The organism is Pseudomonas sp. RGB, from assembly GCF_007713445.1.
Lineage (GTDB): Bacteria > Pseudomonadota > Gammaproteobacteria > Pseudomonadales > Pseudomonadaceae > Aquipseudomonas.
The window spans coordinates 79387-100507 of the sequence record NZ_VMSH01000006.1 but is presented as its reverse complement, the minus strand read 5'-3'; the positions used below and the strand labels follow the sequence as shown (position 1 = coordinate 100507).

Genomic DNA, 21121 nt, shown 5'->3' with positions numbered 1-21121 from the left:
GACATCATGTCGCGGACAAGTGGGGCTCATCCAGGGATGGGCGGTGCCTGTACTGGCCCTATCGCAGGCAAGCCAGCTCCCACACTTGAATGGGTTCACGGATCAAAATGTGGGAGCGGGCTTGCCCGCGATGAGGCCATCAGCCGCACCGCAAGATCTCAGTCGAACATGAACAGCGCATCGTTGCTGAACTGCGCCTCAAACCGATTCGCCGGCATCGGCCGTCCAAACAGATACCCCTGCACTTCATCGCAGCCATGCTCGCGCAGGAAGTCCAGCTGCTCATGGGTTTCCACGCCCTCGGCGATCACCGCCAGGTTCAGGCTGTGGGCCATGGCGATAATGGCGCGGGCGATTTGCGCGTCTTGCTCGCCGGAGGGCAGGCCATCGACAAAGGTGCGGTCGATCTTCAACACGTCGATGGGGAATTGCTTGAGGTAGTTGAGCGACGAATAACCCGTGCCAAAGTCGTCGACCGCGATGCTCAGCCCGAGGTTTTTCAGGCTGGCGAGGATCTGCATCGCTTCGTTGACTTCGCGCATCAGGATACTTTCGGTCAGCTCCAGCTCCAGGCACGCCGGCGGCAGGCCGGTGTCCCTGAGAATGGAGGCGATGCGCTCGCCCAGTTGGCCATCGGAGAACTGCCGCGCCGAGATGTTCACCGAGACTTTCGGCACCCGCACCTTGTTCTGGTGCCAGGTCTTGAGCTGGCGACAGGCCTCGCTGAGCACCCAGTCGCCCACGTCCACCACCAGTCCCAACTCTTCCAGCACCGGAATGAAATCACCCGGCGGCACCAGCCCGCGGCGCGGGTGGCGCCAGCGCAGCAGGGCTTCGGCGCCGGTCAAGCGTTTGCCATCGCCACTGAACTGCGGCTGGTAATACAGCACGAATTCGTTCTGATCCAGCGCGTGGCGCAGGTCGCTTTCCAGCTCCAGACGCTCCAGGGCGCTGGCGTTCATGTCCGCCTGATAGAACTGGAAGTTGTTTTTGCCGCGTTCCTTGGCGTGGTACATCGCGGTGTCGGCGTTCTTCATCAGCTGGCTCAGTTCGTTGCCGTCCTGCGGGCTCAAGGCGATACCGATACTGGCGGTCACAAAGAACTCGCGGCCTTCGAGCACAAACGGTCTCACCAGGCTGGCCAGGATCTGCTCGGCCACGTGAATCGCGCGGTTCAGCGCCATGTCGCGGCTCACCCGTGGTTGCAGGAGCAAGGTGAACTCGTCGCCGCCCATGCGCGCCACGGTGTCGTCTTCGGCCACGCAGCCCAGCAGGCGCGTGGCCATTTCCTTGAGCATGCGGTCGCCGGCCGCGTGGCCCAGGGAGTCGTTGATCGGTTTGAAACGGTCGAGGTCGAGGAACATCAACACTACCCACGACTTCTGCCGTTCCGCTGCCTGCAGGGCCGTGTGCAGGCGGTCCTGGAACAGCGTGCGGTTGGGCAGGTGGGTCAGGGCGTCGTAATACGCCAGGCGGTGGATGCGCTGCTCGCTGGCCTTGCGCTCACTGATGTCGCTGAAGAAACACACGTAGCTGGCCAGGTCGCCTTCATCATCGAACACGGCGGTAATGCCGACCCACGCCGGGTAATGCTCGCCGTTGCGGCGCTTGAGCCACACTTCGCCTTCCCAGGTGCTGTGCTGGTGCAGTTGCTTGAGCACATAACGCAGGTGGGCTTCCTGTTGTTCGTCAACGGTGAGCATGTTCGGCAACTGGTCGAGCACATCCGCGACGGCATAGCCGCTGACCCGGCTGAAGGCCTCGTTGGCCTGCACGATATAACCGGCCGGGTCGGTGATCAGGATCGCCGAGGTGGAGTGTTCGAATACCGTGGCCGCCATGCGCAGGTCTTTTTCGGCGCGGCGTTGCTGGCTGATATCGCGGCCCACGCCGAGGATGCCTTCAAACGCGCCGTGTTCGTCCCACACCAGCACCAGGCGCAGCTCGATCGGCACCTTGCGGCCATCGGCGCGCAGGCAGTCGAACAGGAACAGCTGGGTTTGCACGTCATCGCGCAGCTTGTTCAGCGCCGCAGTGTCACCCAGCGAGCGGCTGACCTGCTCCATCAGGCTGTAAATGCCGGACAGTTGTTGCGGGTTGGCGATGATCGACTGCCAGCCATTCTTGAACACCCAATCCACGTCATAACCCAGCACGGCATTGACCGACGGGCTGATGTAGTTGAGGGCCAACTGGCTGTCGGTGGAGCAAATCACGTCGCTGATGCTTTCAGCCAGCATGCGGTAGCGCTGCTCGCTGTCGCGCAGGGACTCGCTGGCTTCAATCTGATCGGTAATGTCTTTGGCCACGCCGATAATCCGCGTAACCACCGCCGTCTTGTCGCGGGCCAGGGCTTGCTCGCGGATATCGAAGCGGCGCCATTGGTTGTTGCGGTGCCGAAAGCGCAGTTGGCAATGCAGCTGCGTGGTGTAGCCGACTTCACGTTGTTGCTGGCGCAGGTCGTGGTAATACTGGGCATCGTCGGGGTGCAGCAGGATTTCCCAGAAGTACTCGCCCATTTGCGCCAGTTCGGCTCTGTTATAGCCAAGGGTGTGGCCCAAATGGTGGTTGCTGAAAATCATCCGCTGGCTGATCACGTCCTGCACATACAGGTGGTCCGGCACGGTGCGCACCACGTCTGACCAGAAACGCTCACGCTCCACCAGCGACAGCTCGATCAGCTTGCGGCTGGTGATGTCACTGATACTGAGGATGACCGCCTTGAAGTCGTCTTGCTGCTCGGGCAGGCGCATCACCAGCCACAGGTACTGGTCGTTGCCGGCGAGGTCGTTGAGTTGAATTTCCAGCTCCAGCTGTTTTTGCTGGGTCAGTACGGCTTCCAGAACCTGATAGCCGATGGCCGTGGCGTTGCGCGGGCAGTCATCGATCAGACGCTCCCAGGCTTGCTCGCAAGAACTGACGTTCAACAGGCGCACAGCCACCTGGTTGACCTCGGTGACGCGTAACTCCTTGAGCAGTTGCTGGCGTTCTTCGACGTGGGTGTGCAGCCAGGCCTGTGATTGCTCGCGGGTGCGCATGTTGGTTTTGTCGAAAAAGGCCTTCAACCCCGACAGATCGAGCACACAAAGCGCTACGCCGGTGCCTTCGAAAATATCCTGATAGCGGCGCCGGCCCTCATGCACCTGGCGCTGGCGACGACGCATGTTCAGCAGCACGATCACCGGGATCAGCGAAAAGGCCAGGCCCAGCAGGCATTTGCCGATGAAGGCCGGCAGCAGTTGCTCCAGCACGGCGCTGCGGTCGAACAGCCCGCGCAGTTGCCAGTCACTTTTGCTCAGGGGCGTGACCAGTACGCTTTTGTTCAATTCGTCCGGGGTCAGCGCAGAGGCCCATTGCGCCGGCATGCCGCTGTCACGGCTGACCACGCGGTGGTTGAGGCGGTTCTCGATGGCCCACATCGGGCGCTGGCCCTGGCCGTCCTGGCGCGTCAGGTTGCTCAGGTAGTTGGGCGCCAGGCGCAGCGCCCAATACATCCGCGAGCCGCCGCTGGGCTGGTGCAGCAGCAGATAAATGATCGTGCCGTCCGGGTTGTTGCTCAGGTAATAAGGTTGCGAGTGACTGCGCTGTACCAGCTCTTCAAGCCAGGCGCTGTCCTGGCTGTCTTTGGCGCTGTCGCTGATCATCGCGCCGCTGGGGGCGAGCAGGGCGACACTGCGCAGTTCCGGCAGCGAACGTTGCAAGGTGCGCATCAGCGCCTGTTGCTGTTCGTCATTGCGCGGCGGCTCGACCATCGGCAGCAAATTCAGGGCGATTTTGGCGCTCAGGGCCATGTTCAAGCTGATCTGTTCAGCCAGGTCGGCGCTGTAGTCGATGGTGTATTGCTGTTGGTTTTTCTGGTTTTGCTGCAGTTGGTCCAGCAGTTGCCAGAACAATAACGCGAGCAGCAGCAGGACAAGCGTCGCCAATGCGCCTTTGAGGGTGCCGTGCAGGGGCGCTCCCGGCGCTATATGAGCGGCGCGCAGGGGAGTGGGCGGCGTGACTTTGGACAAGCTGTGATCCTGCGGTTTGGCTGGACTGGCGCGCGACGTGCACTATAAGCCGGACGCCCGGAGGGCGGCTAGCATGCCTTGACTTGTGGCAAAGTGCCAGCCCTGCCTGGCTGGACTGACCAAGCGCATTCAGGTAGCTTTGCCGGTTACGCGGGGGCGTTCCAGCCCCAGACATTCAGGCTTTTTGCGCACGAAGGCATTGACCACCGTCAACGGCCCGCGCGGCGCATGGCCTGCACGGGCTTCGCCCGCTCAATTCATCAGTCACTGACGCTAGGTTCACCATGGCTCAATACGTCTTCACCATGCATCGGCTGGGAAAAGTTGTTCCGCCGAAGCGGGAAATCCTGAAAAACATTTCGCTGTCCTTCTTCCCAGGCGCCAAGATCGGCGTGCTCGGCCTCAACGGTTCGGGTAAGTCCACGCTGCTGAAAATCATGGCCGGCGTCGACACCGAGTTCGAAGGCGAAGCCCGCCCGATGCCCGAGCTGAACATCGGCTACCTGCCGCAAGAGCCGATCCTGGACCCGACCAAGACCGTGCGTGAAGTGGTCGAAGAGGCCGTGGCCGTGATCAAGAACGCCCAGGCGCGCCTGGACGAGGTCTACGCCGCCTACGCCGAAGAAGACGCCGACTTCGACAAACTGGCCGCCGAACAGGCCAAGCTCGAAGCCATCCTGCAGGCCGGCGACGGTCACAACCTGGAGCGCCAGCTGGAAGTCGCCGCCGATGCGCTGCGCCTGCCGGCGTGGGACGCCAAGGTTGAATTCCTCTCTGGTGGTGAAAAGCGTCGCGTGGCCCTGTGCCGCCTGCTGCTGTCGGCTCCCGACATGCTGCTGCTCGACGAACCGACCAACCACTTGGACGCCGATTCCGTCGCCTGGCTGGAACACTTCCTTCACGATTTCCCGGGCACCGTGGTTGCGATCACGCACGACCGGTACTTCCTGGACAACGTCGCCGGCTGGATTCTGGAACTCGACCGTGGCGCCGGTATCCCTTACGAGGGCAACTACTCCGGTTGGCTGGAAGCCAAGTCCGACCGTCTGGCCGCCGAATCCAAGCAGCAATCGGCCCACGAAAAAGCCATGAAGGAAGAACTGGAGTGGGTGCGCAAAGGCGCCAAGGCCCGCCAGTCCAAATCCAAGGCTCGTCTGCAACGTTTCGAAGAAATGCAGTCGCAGGAATTCCAGAAGCGCAGCGAAACCAACGAGATCTACATCCCGGCCGGCCCGCGCCTGGGTGACAAGGTCATCGAGTTCAAGAACGTCACCAAAGGCTATGGCGACCGCGTGTTGATCGACAACCTGTCGTTCTCCATGCCAAAAGGCGCGATCGTCGGCGTTATCGGCGGTAACGGTGCGGGTAAATCCACCCTGTTCCGCATGCTGATGGGCAAGGAAACCCCGGATTCGGGCACCATCGAAGTCGGCGAAACCGTGCAACTGGCCTGCGTCGACCAGAGCCGCGAAGACCTGGATGGCAGCAAGACGGTGTTCCAGCAAATCTCCGACGGTTCCGACCAGATCCGCATCGGCAACTATGAAATCCCGTCGCGCACCTACGTCGGCCGTTTCAACTTCAAGGGCGGCGACCAGCAGAAGTTCGTCAAGGACCTGTCCGGTGGTGAGCGCGGCCGCTTGCACCTGGCCCTGACCTTGAAAGAAGGCGGCAACGTGTTGCTGCTCGACGAACCGTCAAACGACCTCGACGTTGAAACCCTGCGTTCCCTGGAAGAAGCCCTGCTGGACTTCCCGGGCGCCGCCATTGTGATCTCTCACGATCGGTGGTTCCTTGACCGCGTCGCGACCCACATCCTGGCGTACGAAGACGACTCCCAAGCGGTGTTCTTCGAAGGTAACTACACCGAGTACGAAGCGGACCGTAAAAAGCGCTTGGGCGAAGCTGCTGCCCAGCCGCACCGTGTGCGCCACAAAAAACTGGCCTGATTTGGGTTGGTTGCAAAAAACGGAGCCTTCGGGCTCCGTTTTTTTTGCGTGTGATTCAGGTGCCCGAGGTGGATTTATCGCAGGCAAGCCAGCTCCCACATTTGATCGGGTTTCCAATTTGAAATGCGGTCAAAGGTGGGAGCTGGCTTGCCTGCGATAGCGGTTTAACTGCTGGTGCATCCTCTGATTTGAAATCCCTTTTCTGGTGCAAAAAATCCCAGTTATTTATATCCAATGCACCATTTAAATTCACAAAGGCGACATTTTGCGCTTTTCAGGTGCAACATGAATTGCTAAGGTCCGGCTCAATCTCCTTTAAAAACAATCAATTTGCCGAGACTTTTTCATGATCGAATCCGTTGAATCCTTTCTTGCCCGCCTTAAAAAACGCGACCCCGACCAGCCAGAATTCCACCAGGCCGTGGAAGAAGTCCTGCGCAGCTTGTGGCCGTTTCTTGAAGCCAACCCCCACTACCTGACCTCGGGCATTCTGGAGCGCATCTGCGAGCCGGAACGTGCGATCACCTTCCGGGTGTCGTGGGTGGATGATCACGGCAAGGTCCAGGTCAATCGCGGCTTTCGTATCCAGATGAACAGCGCCATCGGCCCCTACAAAGGCGGCTTGCGCTTTCACCCGTCGGTGAACCTGGGCGTACTGAAATTCCTCGCCTTCGAGCAGACGTTCAAAAACTCCCTGACCTCGCTGCCCATGGGCGGCGGCAAAGGCGGTTCGGACTTTGACCCCAAGGGCAAGAGCGACGCCGAAGTGATGCGTTTCTGCCAGGCGTTCATGAGCGAGCTGTACCGCCACATCGGCGCCGACGTGGATGTGCCGGCCGGCGATATCGGCGTGGGCGCGCGCGAAATCGGCTTCCTGTTTGGCCAGTACAAACGCCTCAGCAACCAGTTCACCTCGGTGCTGACCGGCAAAGGCATGACGTACGGCGGCAGCCTGATCCGCCCCGAGGCCACCGGCTTTGGCTGCGTGTATTTCGCCGAAGCAATGCTCAAGCGCGACGGTCAGCGGGTTGAAGGCAAGCGCGTGGCGATCTCTGGTTCTGGCAACGTCGCGCAGTACGCGGCGCGCAAGGTTATGGACCTGGGCGGCAAAGTGATTTCCTTGTCTGACTCCGAAGGCACCCTGTACGCCGAAAGCGGGTTGACCGAGGCGCAATGGTCGGCCCTGCTGGAGCTGAAAAACGTGCAGCGCGGGCGCATCAGCGAGTTGGCTTCCCGTTACGGCCTGGAATTTCGCGCCGGTAAAACGCCCTGGGAATTGGCCTGCGACATTGCCCTGCCATGCGCGACCCAAAACGAACTCGACGCCGACGCGGCGCGCACCCTATTGCGCAACGGCTGCCTGTGCGTCGCAGAAGGTGCCAACATGCCGACCACGCTTGCGGCTGTGGATATCTTTATCGAAGCCGGCATTCTGTTCGCCCCGGGCAAAGCCTCCAATGCCGGCGGAGTGGCCGTCAGCGGCCTGGAAATGTCGCAGAACGCCATGCGCCTGCTGTGGACCGCAGGCGAGGTCGACAGCAAGTTGCACAACATCATGCAGTCGATCCACCACGCCTGCGTGCACTACGGCGAAGAAAACGGCCGGGTCAACTACGTGAAAGGGGCAAATATCGCAGGCTTCGTAAAAGTCGCTGACGCGATGCTGGCCCAAGGCATCGTCTAAACCTCGGGCTCGACGCGCAGCACTTCGATCACTTGATCACCGACGGGGCGCTTCCACAGCACCTCGTCGCCCACCTCGGCGCCCAATAATGCGCGGCCCAGAGGCGAACCCCAGTTGATCAGATTGGCGGCGGCGTCGGCCTGGTCTTCACCCACCAACTGAATGCGCTGGTGTTCGTCCTGTTCGTTGGCAAAGGTGACCCAGCTGCCGATCTGCACCCTGTGGGTGGACGTCGCCGGTGCCACCACTTGGGCGCTTTGTACCCGCTGATTGAAGTAGCGCAGGTCCCGCTCAAGATCCGCCTGGCGCTGTTTATCGTCCTTGGCAGACTCGAGGCTGTATTCGTGCTGCAACTGCGCGACCTTGGCCTGCAATTGCGCCAACCCTTGCGCGGTGAGGTGGTTGGGTTGCTCACTGACCTGGCGCTCTACCGGTTGGTCGGCCTGGGCGGCAGCGTTGTCTTCGTTAACAAAAGCTCGGCTCATGACAATCTCCTTCAATGGAGTTTGGGCCATGTTCGCCGCGCTTTAGTTTCGATGGATGTCTGAAAGCGACCTACTGCGCGCGATAAGCCTTGGCGGCGTCACGGTCTTTTTCCTGCTGCCAGTCCCGTTCGCGGTCATCCCAGTGGTTGTCCTTGTAGTCGCGCAACGCTTCGTTCTCGCGCATGGCCTTGCACTGGCGAAAGCCGTCTTCCCAGCCTTCGGCGTACTGGCGGTCTTTCAGATACCGCGGCACGTTCTTGCGAAACTCCCCGCTGATCACACCGGCGGCCTGGCGACCGCTGCTGCAACCGTCATCAAAGCCATCGGCAAAGGCCGGTGGATAACCTTTGGCCAGCAAATCCTGGTGGGTTGATTGGCAACCTGACAACCACACTACTGCGCACAGCATTACAGCAGACCGCCACATGGCGTACTCCCTGACCGTTTCACGGCTGATAGGGTGAGTCTAGTCAGGGATTTGTCGGGCCGGTGTGAAAGAGAAGTGAGAAAGGTGTTGGGTTAAAGGGCCATTACGACGCGGCGAACAATATGCCTGGACCGCGCATTAGCTGTGCGAGATGGGCAAGCCGTCGTGGACGACCTGACCCAAGCGATAACACCCGCCACCTAAAGCCTGACACCGCCACAGGTGCTGAACCGGCCTATGTGGCGAGCGGCTTGTCCTGCGTTGGGCTGCGCAGCCGCCCTAATAAACAGGAACGCGGAGTATCTGATACTCCCCGACGACAGACTTGGGGCTGCTGCGCAGCCCAACGCGGGGCAAGCCCGCTCGCCACAGAGGGGGTTATGTCGCCTGGTTGGTCGTCAGCGCGGCATGCTCGGCCAATTCTTGCTGGATAAACGCCGCAATCATCGCGCGATACACCTGCTCAGTGACCTCGGGGTTGGCACCCACCGCCTCGGATAAACCCCGCACCTTGGCGATTACCTGTTCAACCCGCTGCGGCGCCTTGACGCCATCGGCGTCTTTTTTGAAGCGCGCTGCCTGGGAGACGTAATGGCCGCGCTCGGCCAGCAGGGTGACGATGTGTTGGTCGAGGCGGTCGATGTTTGCGCGGACTTCTTCGAGGGTGGTGCAGTTAACGGCCATGTTGATGAAACTCCTGATGGGGTGGGCAACGTGGTGTGCCTGAATGCACGCGGGCCAAATGTGGGAGCGGGCTTGCTCGCGAATGCGGTGGTTCATTCAATACATCATCGCCTGACCGAGCGCCATCGCGGGCAAGCCCGCTCCCACATTTGAACTGCGGCGGGCAAGGGGTTCAGGCCAGGCACAAAACCAGTGTGGGAGCTGGCTTGCCTGCGATGGCGGTGGGGTAGTCAGTCTGGTTGTTACTGATACACCGCTTTCGCGGGCAAGCCCGCTCCCACATTTGAGCTGCGGCGGGCAAGGGGTTCAGGTCTGGCACAAAGCCAGTGTGGGAGCTGGCTTGCCTGCGAAGGCGGTCGGGCAGTCAGTATTGTTGTTACTGATACACCGCTTTCGCGGGCAAGCTCGCTCCCACAGTGGGTCTTCGCCCGGTCTCACAGGTCAGTAGTGATACCACTTCACTTCGAGCAGCACTTCATTCACTGGCGTGGACAGGTGGCTGTACTCGCGCTGGGCGCTCAGGCGCAGGCCCAGGTTGCGCGACAATTCCCACTGCTGGTTCAAGCTGACACTGCGCCGCACTTCGCCATTGGTGAAGAAATCCCCTTTGGCTTCCAGGCTCAAATTGCCCAGCGGGTTTTTCCACAGCACGCCGGTGTTGAATCCGGCAGCCGGGGAGATGGCTTCGCTGAAGTCGTTGTTGTGTTCCACGCGCACGGTGCCGAGGGCGAAGCCGAGCATGTCGTCGGTGAGTTGCCAGGTGCCGCCGGCGCCGCCGTTGACGTGGGCCACGAGGGTTTCGTCGTCGTGTTTGCCTGGCACGCGCTCCAGGCCGCCAGTCACTTGCCATGACCACGGCTGCAACAGGGCGTTGCGCGGGGTCAGGGAGCGGATGGTGGCCAGGTCCAGTTGCTGCAGTTGCCAGTGGTTGCCTTCGTACTGGCGCAGTTTCATCTGCAGGATTTCAATCTGCGCGCCCAACGGGAAGCCTTCGGCGTTGTCGTTGAGGTCGTGGTAGGCCATGCGCAGGCCGTATTCGCCGAAGGTCTTGCTGCCACGGGTGCCGATGCCGGCCTGCCAGGTGCGCGACTCATGGCCGTCTTCCGGCAGGCCGGGGCGTTCGATGTTCAGGTCTGGCGCCGGGTTCTGGTTGATCGCGCGCAGCAGTTCGAAGCTGCGTTGCGAGCGTTCGGTGTCGCGCTCAAGACCATTGGCGCGGTAGCGACCCAGGCGATAGGCGGCGTCGATGATCAGCGCCTGGCGGTCGCGGGGCAGCGCCTTGAAGGCGGGCTCCTGCAGTTGCTTCTGGTCGTCGCTGATGTTCAGTACCCATTGCTGCTCATCACTGTCCAGCGGCTTGGCACGTTCGAGCAGTTCGCGTTCACGGGACGGGCGATAGTCGATCTTCTCCACCAGGCCAGCCTCTTTCACCGCCTTGACGGTGTCGGTGGGGATCGCCGTCAGCGGGAATTGTTCGGTCAGGCGCAGGCTTGGGCGCGCCACTTGCAGCAGCTCCAGCAGGCGGTAGGAGCAGTTTTCGTCGAAAAAGAAGTAGTCGAACTGGATCTGCTTGAGCTCCCACACGTGCCGGACCATGCGTTCGGTCTCGACCTGGGTGAGGTTCAGGCGGTATTCCCACAGGTCGCGGTTCTCGAGGCTACGGTACTCCGAGAGTTTTTCCTGGTAGGGCACCAACGCAAACAGGCCCGGATAGCCGCCCATCAGGCCTTTCCAGGCGTAGAGAATGCTGTTGTCGGAGCCTTCGATGTAGGCACCGAAATTGATCGCGTAGCTGAGCAGGGCGGTCTTGTCTCTTTGCACGTCAGCCTGGTCGATGCGCAGCAACGTGTGGCCGAACATCGACGACGGGCTGTTGAGGTAGGCCGCCGGGAAGATCATCACCGCGCTGTGGGGCGCGACGTCCTTGAACCACTGAGTGAATTCTTTGCACTCCAGGGTGGGCAAGTCGGTCAGCTGCAACTGTTCCTTGAGCCAGCGCGTACGTGCGGGGTAAACACATTGGGCGTGTTTTTCGCCGAGGCTGGCCGGGGCGTACAGCGCCTCTACGGTCGCCTTGAGTTCCTCGTCCGGGTGGTGGGCGCCATCAGGGGCGAGGAAGAATTTTTTGTCGCTGACATAGCTGCGCCAGCCCTTGAGCTTGCCGGCTTCGTAATGGCCCAGAGACAGCCAGAACGGATCGTTGGCCAATTGCTGCAAACGTTGATCATCAATATGCGGGGCCGCATACAGCGGGGCGCAGGCGAAGAGTGCCAACCAGGCAAAGCGTTTGAGCATAGGGGCAACTTAAGTCGGAAATAGTGAGACCCAAAGGGGAGGCGGGTCCAAAATAAAACCCGCGCCTCGAAAGGCGCGGGCGGGTCGAGCTTAAGCCTGGGTAGCGTATTTTGCCAGGCGGGCATCGCTTTTCAGTACAGCCAAGGTGTTGTTGTGCACGTCATCGGCGGTCACGTCAGCTTTGCTGAAGATCTGCTGGAAGTGCTCGTGGGTCACGGCCGCGAAGTGATCGCGATCTTCCGGTGCAACGCCCAGTACCACCGCGTAGGTGGTCAGCGCTTCGCCGTTGCCTTTGGCCATGTCTTCGGACAGCTCGTTCATCATGCCATTCATGGCAATCCAGGACTTGCCGCCGTAGGTCAGGGCGCTGTTGGTGCTGCAACCGTTGGTGCCCGAGGTCATGCCGAAAGTGGCGTTACCCGAGGTGCCGTTGGTGGTGGAAGCGAGGAAGTGAGCTGGAGTACCGCGCTGGCCTTCAAACAACATGTTGCCCCAACCGCAGTTCGGGCCACCTGGTGCTTCTGCCATTGCATTGAGGGAGACGACGGTGAAGAGAGTACCAAGAAGGATCCGTTTCATAGCTTTGTTCTCTTTGTGTGCAAACCAATGGACAAGGGTTCAGGCGCGTTGCAGCGCCCTAGGGGCCAGTTATTAGTCCAACCCGCGCAGTTTGGAGTTTAGGCACGTTCCTGGGGTTCCGTTATTTTTTATAAAACAATCGAAGTGATCGCGCACGGTTGTCGCGATTTTTTTGTAGGACGCCTCCCGTGTCTACGCTTTCCCACAGGCGCGCCTTGCCAGAGCGCGCAACCGAGAGCCAGAATGCCGTCATCTGCCCCGCCTGATGTAAGGAAGCCCGATGCCTGATCCTGTTGCTGCCAGCTTGCGTCTAGCGCCTGAAGCGCTGACTCGCCCTTTCTCCGCTGAACAGTTCAGCTTCTCGACCACCAATGATTTGGAGCCCTTTCGCGGTGTGCTTGGCCAGGAACGCGCAGTTGAAGCGTTGCAGTTCGGTGTGGCGATGCCACGCCCCGGTTACAACGTGTTTGTCATGGGCGAGCCTGGTACCGGCCGCTTTTCGTTCGTCAAACGCTACCTGAAAGCCGAAGGCAAACGCCTGCAGACCCCGTCGGACTGGGTCTACGTCAATAATTTTGATGAGCCGCGTGAGCCACGCGCCCTGGAATTGCCGGGCGGCGGCGCAGCAGCGTTCATCGCCGATATCAACGCTCTGGTCGACAACCTGGTCGCCACCTTCCCGGCGGTGTTCGAACACCCGACTTATCAACAGCGCAAAAGCGCCATCGACCGCGCCTTCAACCAGCGCTACGACAAGGCCCTGGACGTGATCGAGCGTCTGGCCCTGGAAAAGGACGTGGCGCTGTACCGCGACAGCACCAACATCGCGTTCACGCCGATGCTTGATGGCAAGGCGCTGGACGAGGCCGAGTTTTCGCAGCTGCCGGAAGCTGATCGTGAGCGCTTCCACACTGATATTTCCGAGCTGGAAGAGCGCCTTAACGAAGAGTTGGCCAGCCTGCCGCAGTGGAAACGTGAGTCCAACAACCAACTGCGCCAATTCAACGAAGAAACCATCACCCTGGCCCTGCAGCCTTTGCTGGCGCCGCTGTCGGAAAAGTACGCAGAAAACGCAGCGGTGTGCGGCTACTTGCAAGCCATGCAGGTGTACCTGCTCAAAACCGTGGTCGAGCAACTGGTGGATGATGCCAAGACCGACGCTCAGGCCCGCAAGCTGCTCGAAGAGCAATACTGCCCCAGCCTGGTGGTGGGCCACCCGGTCAACGGCGGCGCGCCGGTGGTGTTTGAGCCGCACCCGACTTACGACAACCTGTTTGGCCGTATCGAGTACAGCACCGACCAAGGCGCGCTCTACACCACGTATCGCCAGTTGCGCCCCGGTGCGTTGCACCGTGCCAATGGCGGTTTCCTGATTCTGGAAGCCGAAAAAATGCTCGGCGAGCCGTTTGTATGGGACGCGCTCAAGCGCTCCCTGCAGTCGCGCAAGCTGAAGATGGAATCGCCGCTGGGCGAGCTGGGCCGTCTGGCCACGGTAACCCTCAACCCGCAGATGATTCCGTTGCAGGTCAAGGTCATCATCATCGGTTCGCGCCAGCTGTACTACGCGCTGCAGGACGCCGATCCGGACTTCCAGGAGATGTTCCGCGTCCTGGTGGATTTCGACGAAGACATCCCGATGGTCGACGAAAGCCTGGAACAGTTTGCCCAGTTGCTTAAAACCCGCACCTCGGAAGAAGGCATGGCGCCGTTGACGTCGGACGCGGTGGCGCGGCTGGCGACTTACAGCGCCCGCCTGGCCGAACATCAGGGGCGGTTGTCGGCGCGCATTGGCGACTTGTTCCAGCTGGTCAGTGAGGCGGATTTCATTCGCCACCTGGCGGGCGACGAGATGACCGACGCGGGGCATATCGAACGCGCGCTCAAGGCCAAAGCCACACGTACTGGCCGTGTGTCGGCACGGATTCTCGACGACATGCTTGCCGGGGTGATCCTGATCGACACCGCCGGTGCGGCGGTCGGCAAGTGCAACGGGCTGACGGTGCTGGAGGTCGGCGATTCGGCGTTCGGCGTGCCGGCGCGGATTTCCGCCACGGTGTACCCGGGCGGCAGCGGCATCGTCGACATCGAGCGCGAGGTTAACCTCGGCCAGCCGATTCACTCCAAGGGCGTGATGATTCTCACCGGTTACCTGGGCAGCCGTTATGCCCAGGAATTCCCGCTGGCGATCTCGGCGAGTATCGCGCTGGAGCAGTCCTACGGTTATGTGGATGGCGACAGTGCTTCGTTGGGCGAGGCGTGCACCTTGATTTCGGCGCTGTCGAAGACGCCGCTCAAGCAGTGCTTTGCCATCACCGGCTCGATCAACCAGTTTGGTGAAGTGCAGGCGGTGGGCGGGGTCAACGAGAAAATCGAAGGCTTCTTCCGCCTCTGCGAAGCACGCGGGCTGACCGGTGAGCAGGGCGCGATCATCCCGCAGGCCAACGTCGCCACGCTGATGCTTGACGAGAAGGTGCTGCAGGCCGTGCGCGCCGGGCAGTTCCATATCTATGCCGTGCGTCAGGCGGACGAGGCGCTGAGCTTGTTGGTCGGTGAGCCCGCCGGTGAGCCGGACGAGGAGGGCCAATTCCCTGAAGGCACCGTGAATGCGCGCGTGGTAGAGCGTTTGCGCGCGATTGCCGAGATGATCAGCGAAGACGACTTGAAGGAAGCGGAAAAGGAGCTGGCACAGCAGGCGTTGGCGGAAGCCAAGCCCACCTGATGGTGCGTAGCGAGCGGGCTTGCCCCGCGTTGGGTGGCGAAGCCGCCCCAAACCAGCCAGTCCAATCTGCCTGACAGATTGCAGTGGGCTGATTGGGGCTGCTTCGCAGCCCGACGCGGGGCAAGCCCGCTCGCCACAACAGGCCCGCTGCCACGACGAGCGCGTTCGCCACAATTTTGACTCGCGTGTAGGGCCAACGCCCGTTGGTCCCTACAAGCTTGGTTTGTACTGGTTTTCTTCTATTCTCACTTCAAGGGATATCCACAGGAGTCGCTGGACAGAGACAGCCTTGCCCTGCGCGAGGTTGAACACCGATCTACCGAGGGTCGCCGCCATGCCGCGCAACCTTTGCCTTACCCGCCAATGCCTGGGCCTGGTCACCCGTATCGAATGCTCCATTCGCCCTCTCGCCGGGGATAACGGGATGTGGACGCTGTTGTTTGCTGCCGGAATGACCGGCGAACAGCCTTCCACCATCAAGTCTCAAGGCCCGTTTCATGGGCCCTTCGTGGCAGAAACCATTCTGGGATCGATCGTCGAAAGCTTGACGCTGCACGGCTACGAGCTGGCGGACGACCCACAGATCTGGTGCCTGCACCTGCAGGCACATCTGCGACAGCTCAATGGCGGGCGAGCCCAGACGCTCAGCGATACTCGCCACTGAGCGTTTATTTGCTGTCGGGCTTGTCCAGTTTGACCTCAAAGCCGTATTGCACGGTGTCGAGGTCGGTGCGCTGGTAGCTTTCCAGGCTGGTCGGCTGGCCGTAGAAATAGTGCACGTCAAACAACGCTGTGCCGTATTCCTCGGCACGGTGGCTGACGCCGAGAATTTCCTTCAGGTAGTTGCCGCTCGCATCCTTGGCGTAGAAGCGCCAGCTGTCGGCGGGAAATTCCTTTTGATCGACGATCAATGCGTTGTCCTTGAGCGACAGGCCCTTGGGCAGCTTGGCAACGTCAATCGTGGCTTTCTCTATGGTGGCAAGAAACAGCGGAATCGAGCCCACCGCAAACGCCGGGGTTTCCGGGAACAGGTTGAGATCGTAGGTGAGCGTGCCGGTGGCGGCGTTCAGTTCGAAGGCCTCGGCCGGCAGTTCGATGGGCTCGCCGCGTTCACCTTTGTCGTCCGCCGCAAAGAAGGTGATGGGCGCGTCGCTGTTGTTGCGATCGGCACCGACCAGGTCGTCATTGAAGGTGAACGGGTGGTCAAAGACGATCTTCGCAGCGCTGGCGTCTTCGGTTGATTGGCTGATCGTCACGCTGTTTTTCAGTTGGTCCTCCGTCATTGCCGCGTCTTTGAGCCAGCTGGCAGCGCTGTCGTCATACACGGTGACCGGCATCGGCAAGGCTTGCACGGTCTTTTGCAGGCTGTTCTTGTCAAAACGCAGCACCGGCAGGTCGAGGTCCTTGCGGGTGACGGTGGCCTTGGAAAAATCCAGGACGTCGACCTGCAGGTTGTCGATCAGGCCATTGAAATACACCTTGGCGTAGTGGCTGCTTTGTTTGTGCTCGAAGGCTTTTTGCTCGTCCGTCAGTTGTTTTTCAAAGGCATCCGACCAGGCTTGCTGTTTTTGCATCTCGGCCAGTTGTTTCTCGTAAAACGCCACTTGCGCGGCGTTTTCGTTGATCGAGCCTGAGCGGGTGAGAAATTGCCCGGTGCTGTCGCGCGCCTGCACCAGCAATGGGTTTGGCGATTCGTCGCCGACTTCCGGCGCCAGTGGCTCGCTGTTGGTCAGCTCGATCTCGGCGTAGTTTTTCTCAAGCAGCAGCAGGTTGAGGGTGATGTTGCCCTCGGTGCGTTTGTGGCCGACGTCTTTTTTCGACAAATCGAAGGTCAGCACTTTGCCCGGCGCCACCACCTCGACCGCGCCCTTGAGGCTGACGGGCTGCGGCTGGCTCTTGTTCTCGGTCTCTACGCCCTCGATGAACGGGTAAGTCACCGTCAGGTCGTCGGGGTTGGTCAGGTTGGAACTGCTCGGGCTGAGCTGGATACCCGGGTCGGTTTCCGACCATTCGGGCTGAAAGGGAATGACCTTGTTGTTGCTCAACGTCACCGACTGCCATTCAAGGCCGTGGGGGAAAGGGAATTGGTCCGGGGTGTTGAAGTTGAAGGGGAACACCGGCTGCAAATCGGTCAGGTAGTCGGAATGCGAGGCTTTGCGCAGCACGAACAGGCCATTGATGTAGGTGTCCACCAGTGCCTGGGGCGTGGGGTAGTGCTTGAGCAGGGCCAGGGTGTCTTCGCCGTATTCGGCTTCGATGGGCTTGTTGGCGAGCTTGACTCGCGCCCGTTCCAGCAACAGCAGCGAGCCACCAAGGTCGGCGATGGCGTCTCTGAGCTTGGGGTCTTGAATGCTGTCCAGCGATTGTTCGAACTTCGCGGTTTTCTCTTCGAGGGTGGCCTGCTTCTGCTCTTCTTTGGGCGAGCAGCCGCCAGCCATCAGCAACACCGCACACAGGCCGAAACTGGCCAAAGGGGATCGCACATCCATTATTCGAGTCTTCCTGTTCGTCAGCATCGAGCCGATTTGATGGGCTCGACACTAGCAGAAAAATTCTCTTACAGATGCCGCTCAGGTCAGTTTTCTCGCGGTTACAGGTGTTTGGTAGCGGCTGGTATACTCGCGGCCATTCTTAGCCAGGCTGTGTGAGATTCAATGGAACGCTTTATCGAAAATGCCATGTACGCCTCGCGATGGCTGCTGGCGCCGATTTATTTCGGCTTGTCCCTGGGGTTGCTGGCGCTGGCGCTGAAGTTCTTCCAGGAAGTGATTCACCTGCTGCCGAGCGTGTTCTCGATGGCCGAGTCCGACCTGATCCTGGTGCTGCTGTCGTTGATCGACATGGCCCTGGTCGGCGGCTTGCTGGTGATGGTGATGATTTCCGGCTACGAGAACTTCGTCTCGCAGCTGGATATCGATGAGAGCAAGGAAAAGCTCAACTGGCTGGGCACCATGGACTCTTCATCGCTGAAGATGAAAGTGGCGGCGTCTATCGTGGCGATCTCGTCCATTCACCTGCTGCGCATCTTCATGGACGCCAAGAACGTCGATCCGCAGCATTTGATGTGGTACGTGATCATCCACATGACCTTTGTGATCTCGGCGTTCGCCATGGGTTACCTGGACAAGCTCACCAAGCACTGATACCCCCGCGCCAGCCTTACTGCTCGACGAAGTAGTAAGGCTGACGGTTGATCGAGATTTGCTTGATCACCGTGACCTTCTCGGCCAACTGCTCCGTGCGGTCCAGCAACGCGATGTTGCCAGGCTTGGCCGTGAGATAGCTGCGCAACTCAGCTTCGGTTTGCAGGATCGGCAAGTAGGCCTGCAGATAGAACACGCTGGCCCCGGCGATGCGTTCGTTGGGCTGGAACAGCACCACGTCCTTGCCTTGGGCCTGGTAGGCCTGAACCTGACTGATAACGGGTACAAACGACTGGCGCACGTCGGCTTTGGGCGCAAACCAGAACGCGGCCGTCAGGTAGCAGGCGATCGCCAAGGTGAAAACCCCGCCGATCACGCCACGGTGATAGCGGTACAGCGCCGGCCTGTTCGCTTTGAGCCATTCCAATAACACCCCGGCGTATTCCGCTGCCAGTACGGCGGCGGCGGGTGTGAGTGCCATCAGGTAAACCACGCGCTTGCTCGAAGCCAGGGTCAGCAGGGTGAACTGCGCCACCAGCCACACGCTGAAAAACAGCCGGTAGCGGTTACGCACCAGGCTTTTGCGAAAGTGCCACAGGCCCAGGTACACCAGGATGTTCCACGGCAGGAAAGCCTCGGGCAGTTTGGCGATGTAGTAGTAGAAGGGCTCGTAGTGCCCGGCCTCGACAAACGAACCGCTGAAACGCCCGACGCTGTTGGTCCACAGCACTTCGGCCACAGCCTGCATGCCGCCGCGCTGGAACAGGAAGCCCAACCAGATGAGCAACGGCACCAGGGCCAGCAGCGTGAACAGCGCTGGCTTGAGCCAGTCGCCAATGCGCACACGCTTATCCATCACGCTGGTGCTGGCCAGGTACACGAAGATCACAATGCCCGGCATCGCCAGGCCCAGTACACCTTTGCTCAGGGTCGCGATGACCATGCCGACGGTGAACAACGCCCAGGCCCACGTACTTGAACCTTCGCGGTCCGGCCGCACCGCTTGGTAGAACGCCAGCAGCGCGGTGGTCACGCCGAGGCTGAGCAGCGAGTCTTCACCCACGCCCCGCACGTTGCCCCAGTAACTGGCCATGGTTGCCAGAATCAGCGCTGCGCAGAATGCCATTGGCTTGGGCCGCCCAAACTTGCGCAGCATCGCGTAAAACAGCATCACGCTGAACAGGCCGGCAAATGCCGACGCCAGGCGCACGGCCCACGTCGTGCCGCCGAACAGGCGAATGGCGCCGGCGTCCAGCCATAGGCTCAGCGGCGGTTTTTCCAGGAAAGGTTCGCGGAACAGCCGCGGGATGACCCAGTCATTGTCCAGGTGCATGGCCATGGCGATCCCGGCGACGCGGGCTTCGGTGGAGCCTTGCAGCTCATGGCCACCCAAGGCAAAGAAGAACAACACACCAGCGAGAAGGAGCAGCAGAGGAGCGGGACGCGTCATGGTTTCTGGCTACCGGAGCAAGGGACCGTTCGGGGGAACGGCCGTGGCGATCGGCTAGTATCTGCCAGCACTTCTGAACATTTCATGAATGAGTGTCAGTTTTTTGTAAGGCTGGCTGGCGTGCAACTCAGGGCAGTTTCAAACTTGGCACGGCTGCCTTGCCTTGCGCTGTGAGTACCGGTTCCAACTGCTCCCAGGTGAAGGACAAGTCGTTGTCGCAGCCGTCTCCCGTGGCCGGTGTCGAGAGTTGCAGGCCTTGGGTGTTGAAGCTCAGGTCAAAGGAGGAATAGCGGCTGATGGCCGGGCAGCCCTCGTCAGTGGTGGTTTGCGTGGTCAGCCAGCGGCTGAATGCGCTGGGCAGCTTGATTTGGCCGGAGTACGGGCTGTCCCATTCTTCGCGCCCACCCAGCCAGGTCCACGGGTCTACGCTGTCGCCGGTTTGCAGGTTCCAGCTGTGCAAGCCCCAACTGATGCCGCCGCGACCGTAACCGGCTGTCCAGCGGTAAAACCGCACGGTGATCCACTGTGACGACCAGTAGAAGGGCTCTACGGTGATTTCACTGGTTGAGGTGCTGCCGCTCTGATCCAGGGCGTTGCGCCGCTCGCGGTAGAAGTCTGCCTGGCCGTCGGGGTTGACTGCCAGGCGCGCCAGGTCGCGGTTGATCTTCTCGATCGCCGGCCCGTCGCCTTCGAGCTTCAAGGTGACCTGCCCACCCTGGGTTTTCACTTGGTAGGCGTGCTCGGCGAACGTCTTCTTCTCGATCATCACCGCCGGCGGCACCGCCTCGAGCGGGTTGTTATAGGTGTCGCTGGCGCAGCTGTCCGAATCCGCCCGCTTGAGCGCCAATGCCAGGCTTTTACCGCCCAGTGTTTTACTCCAGGTTCCCGTCAGCGTGTCGCCTTGCGGTTCGTCCAGTTGCCAGAAACCGGTATTGCCCTCTTCGGCCCACGGCTCGCTGGCGTTGGCTTGGGTCAGCTGGATGGGGGTGAGAATGCGCTGGTAGTAATAACTGCCATTGGCCCCGTGAGTCCCGTTGAAACAGGCCGTAATGGAGGACTTGCCCAGCGTGCCTTTCCAGACACCTGCCAGGTCGGCAGCAGAGACGAGCAACGGCGCGCAGGCGAGTGCGAGGACAGCGAGAGGCTTGAGCACGGGTATCGGACTTCCGGTTGTCTGATAAAGGCCGTCAGGGTAATGGGAAGTGTGAGGGGTTTCCAGAGGGCGAGGCGTTGTGAGGCGGCTCGCCCTTTTGACGTCGCTTAGGGCTGAGGCGTGTGGCTGGGGAAGGGGAGGGTATTCAACACACGGTCGATGAGTAGCTCGCCTAAAACGGTCAATTGCTGAGCGGCCAGCAGCGTGTGGCGATGCGAGCCTTCAAGCTTGAAGGCCAGGTCTGTGGTCATGGCGTTCAGGGAGGCGAGGGTTTCGCTGGCTTGGATCAGCAGGGTTTCGGGATCGACGCCTTCAGTAATTGTGAAGAGCGTTGTTGGAGGATTGGGGGTGATTTTTTTCATGGCGCAAACTCCTTGATTGATGGAGTCGCCAGGCATCGCTGCTAAACGAAAAGGGTGGCGACTGTACGCGGGTTAGCAGACCAGGAATCAAGGAACCCAGCGCACCCGAAAGTGCCCCACGCACAGCCGCCATAATGCAGTCCAGCAGATGCTGGGCAGGTGGTGGCGTTGCAGGCCTTGA

Annotated in this window: 15 protein-coding genes; 5 read left to right on the top strand and 10 right to left on the bottom strand. The window is 60.7% G+C overall.

What is annotated here, in order from left to right; all coding sequences use genetic code 11:
• Positions 1–158 precede the first annotated feature (158 nt).
• Positions 159–4010: a bifunctional diguanylate cyclase/phosphodiesterase gene (locus FPT15_RS14665; RefSeq protein ID WP_145162217.1), complete on the bottom strand. Its 3852-nt coding sequence runs from the start codon at positions 4008–4010 to the stop codon at positions 159–161.
• Between the two features lie 284 nt (positions 4011–4294).
• Here FPT15_RS14665 and ettA point away from each other — a divergent pair, with 284 nt between their 5' ends.
• The gene (gene ettA / locus FPT15_RS14660) at positions 4295–5959 is read left to right on the top strand and encodes an energy-dependent translational throttle protein EttA (protein ID WP_145162215.1); all 1665 of its coding nucleotides are present in this window, start codon (positions 4295–4297) and stop codon (positions 5957–5959) included.
• Positions 5960–6305: 346 nt separating this feature from the next.
• A complete protein-coding gene (gene gdhA, locus FPT15_RS14655) occupies positions 6306–7643 on the top strand; it encodes an NADP-specific glutamate dehydrogenase (protein ID WP_145162213.1) in 1338 nt (445 codons plus the stop codon).
• Here the strand turns inward: gdhA and FPT15_RS14650 are convergent.
• The 5 genes from FPT15_RS14650 to FPT15_RS14630 all read right to left on the bottom strand — a co-directional run bounded on the left by FPT15_RS14650 (position 7640) and on the right by FPT15_RS14630 (position 12113).
• Positions 7640–8128, bottom strand: coding sequence for a GreA/GreB family elongation factor (locus tag FPT15_RS14650; protein ID WP_145162211.1), 489 nt, complete (start codon positions 8126–8128; stop codon positions 7640–7642). The two genes, gdhA and FPT15_RS14650, sit on opposite strands and share 4 nt — an antisense overlap.
• A 70-nt stretch (positions 8129–8198) precedes the next feature.
• Positions 8199–8555: a hypothetical protein gene (locus tag FPT15_RS14645; RefSeq protein ID WP_145162209.1), complete on the bottom strand. Its 357-nt coding sequence runs from the start codon at positions 8553–8555 to the stop codon at positions 8199–8201.
• A 378-nt stretch (positions 8556–8933) separates the two neighbouring features.
• Positions 8934–9239 carry a chorismate mutase gene (locus FPT15_RS14640; protein ID WP_145162207.1) on the bottom strand — a complete coding sequence of 102 codons (306 nt, stop codon included), beginning with the start codon at positions 9237–9239 and terminating at the stop codon, positions 8934–8936.
• A gap of 441 nt (positions 9240–9680) precedes the next feature.
• A complete protein-coding gene (locus FPT15_RS14635; RefSeq protein ID WP_145162205.1) occupies positions 9681–11534 on the bottom strand; it encodes a DUF4105 domain-containing protein in 1854 nt (617 codons plus the stop codon).
• A 90-nt stretch (positions 11535–11624) separates the two neighbouring features.
• Complete coding sequence (locus FPT15_RS14630) at positions 11625–12113, bottom strand: DUF3015 domain-containing protein (RefSeq protein WP_083356699.1); 489 nt, start codon at positions 12111–12113, stop codon at positions 11625–11627.
• Positions 12114–12393: 280 nt separating this feature from the next.
• Here FPT15_RS14630 and FPT15_RS14625 point away from each other — a divergent pair, with 280 nt between their 5' ends.
• Positions 12394–14832, top strand: a complete 2439-nt coding sequence (locus FPT15_RS14625; RefSeq protein ID WP_145162203.1) for a Lon protease family protein — start codon at positions 12394–12396, stop codon at positions 14830–14832.
• Positions 14833–15166: 334 nt separating this feature from the next.
• Complete coding sequence (locus tag FPT15_RS14620) at positions 15167–15496, top strand: hypothetical protein (RefSeq protein WP_145162200.1); 330 nt, start codon at positions 15167–15169, stop codon at positions 15494–15496.
• A gap of 4 nt (positions 15497–15500) precedes the next feature.
• On the opposite strand, the gene FPT15_RS14615 is transcribed toward FPT15_RS14620, so the two are convergent.
• Positions 15501–17321, bottom strand: a complete 1821-nt coding sequence (locus FPT15_RS14615; protein WP_145162196.1) for a hypothetical protein — start codon at positions 17319–17321, stop codon at positions 15501–15503.
• A 165-nt stretch (positions 17322–17486) separates the two neighbouring features.
• On the opposite strand from FPT15_RS14615, the gene FPT15_RS14610 reads away from it, so the two are divergent.
• Positions 17487–17975: a TIGR00645 family protein gene (locus FPT15_RS14610; RefSeq protein WP_106579278.1), complete on the top strand. Its 489-nt coding sequence runs from the start codon at positions 17487–17489 to the stop codon at positions 17973–17975.
• 16 nt (positions 17976–17991) lie between these two features.
• On the opposite strand, the gene FPT15_RS14605 is transcribed toward FPT15_RS14610, so the two are convergent.
• The 3 genes from FPT15_RS14605 to FPT15_RS14595 all read right to left on the bottom strand — a co-directional run bounded on the left by FPT15_RS14605 (position 17992) and on the right by FPT15_RS14595 (position 20940).
• The gene (locus tag FPT15_RS14605) at positions 17992–19425 is read right to left on the bottom strand and encodes a glycosyltransferase family 39 protein (RefSeq protein ID WP_145162193.1); all 1434 of its coding nucleotides are present in this window, start codon (positions 19423–19425) and stop codon (positions 17992–17994) included.
• A gap of 127 nt (positions 19426–19552) precedes the next feature.
• Positions 19553–20578, bottom strand: coding sequence for a hypothetical protein (locus FPT15_RS14600; RefSeq protein WP_145162190.1), 1026 nt, complete (start codon positions 20576–20578; stop codon positions 19553–19555).
• Positions 20579–20685: 107 nt separating this feature from the next.
• Positions 20686–20940, bottom strand: a complete 255-nt coding sequence (locus FPT15_RS14595; RefSeq protein ID WP_145162187.1) for a DUF6124 family protein — start codon at positions 20938–20940, stop codon at positions 20686–20688.
• Positions 20941–21121 lie beyond the last annotated feature (181 nt).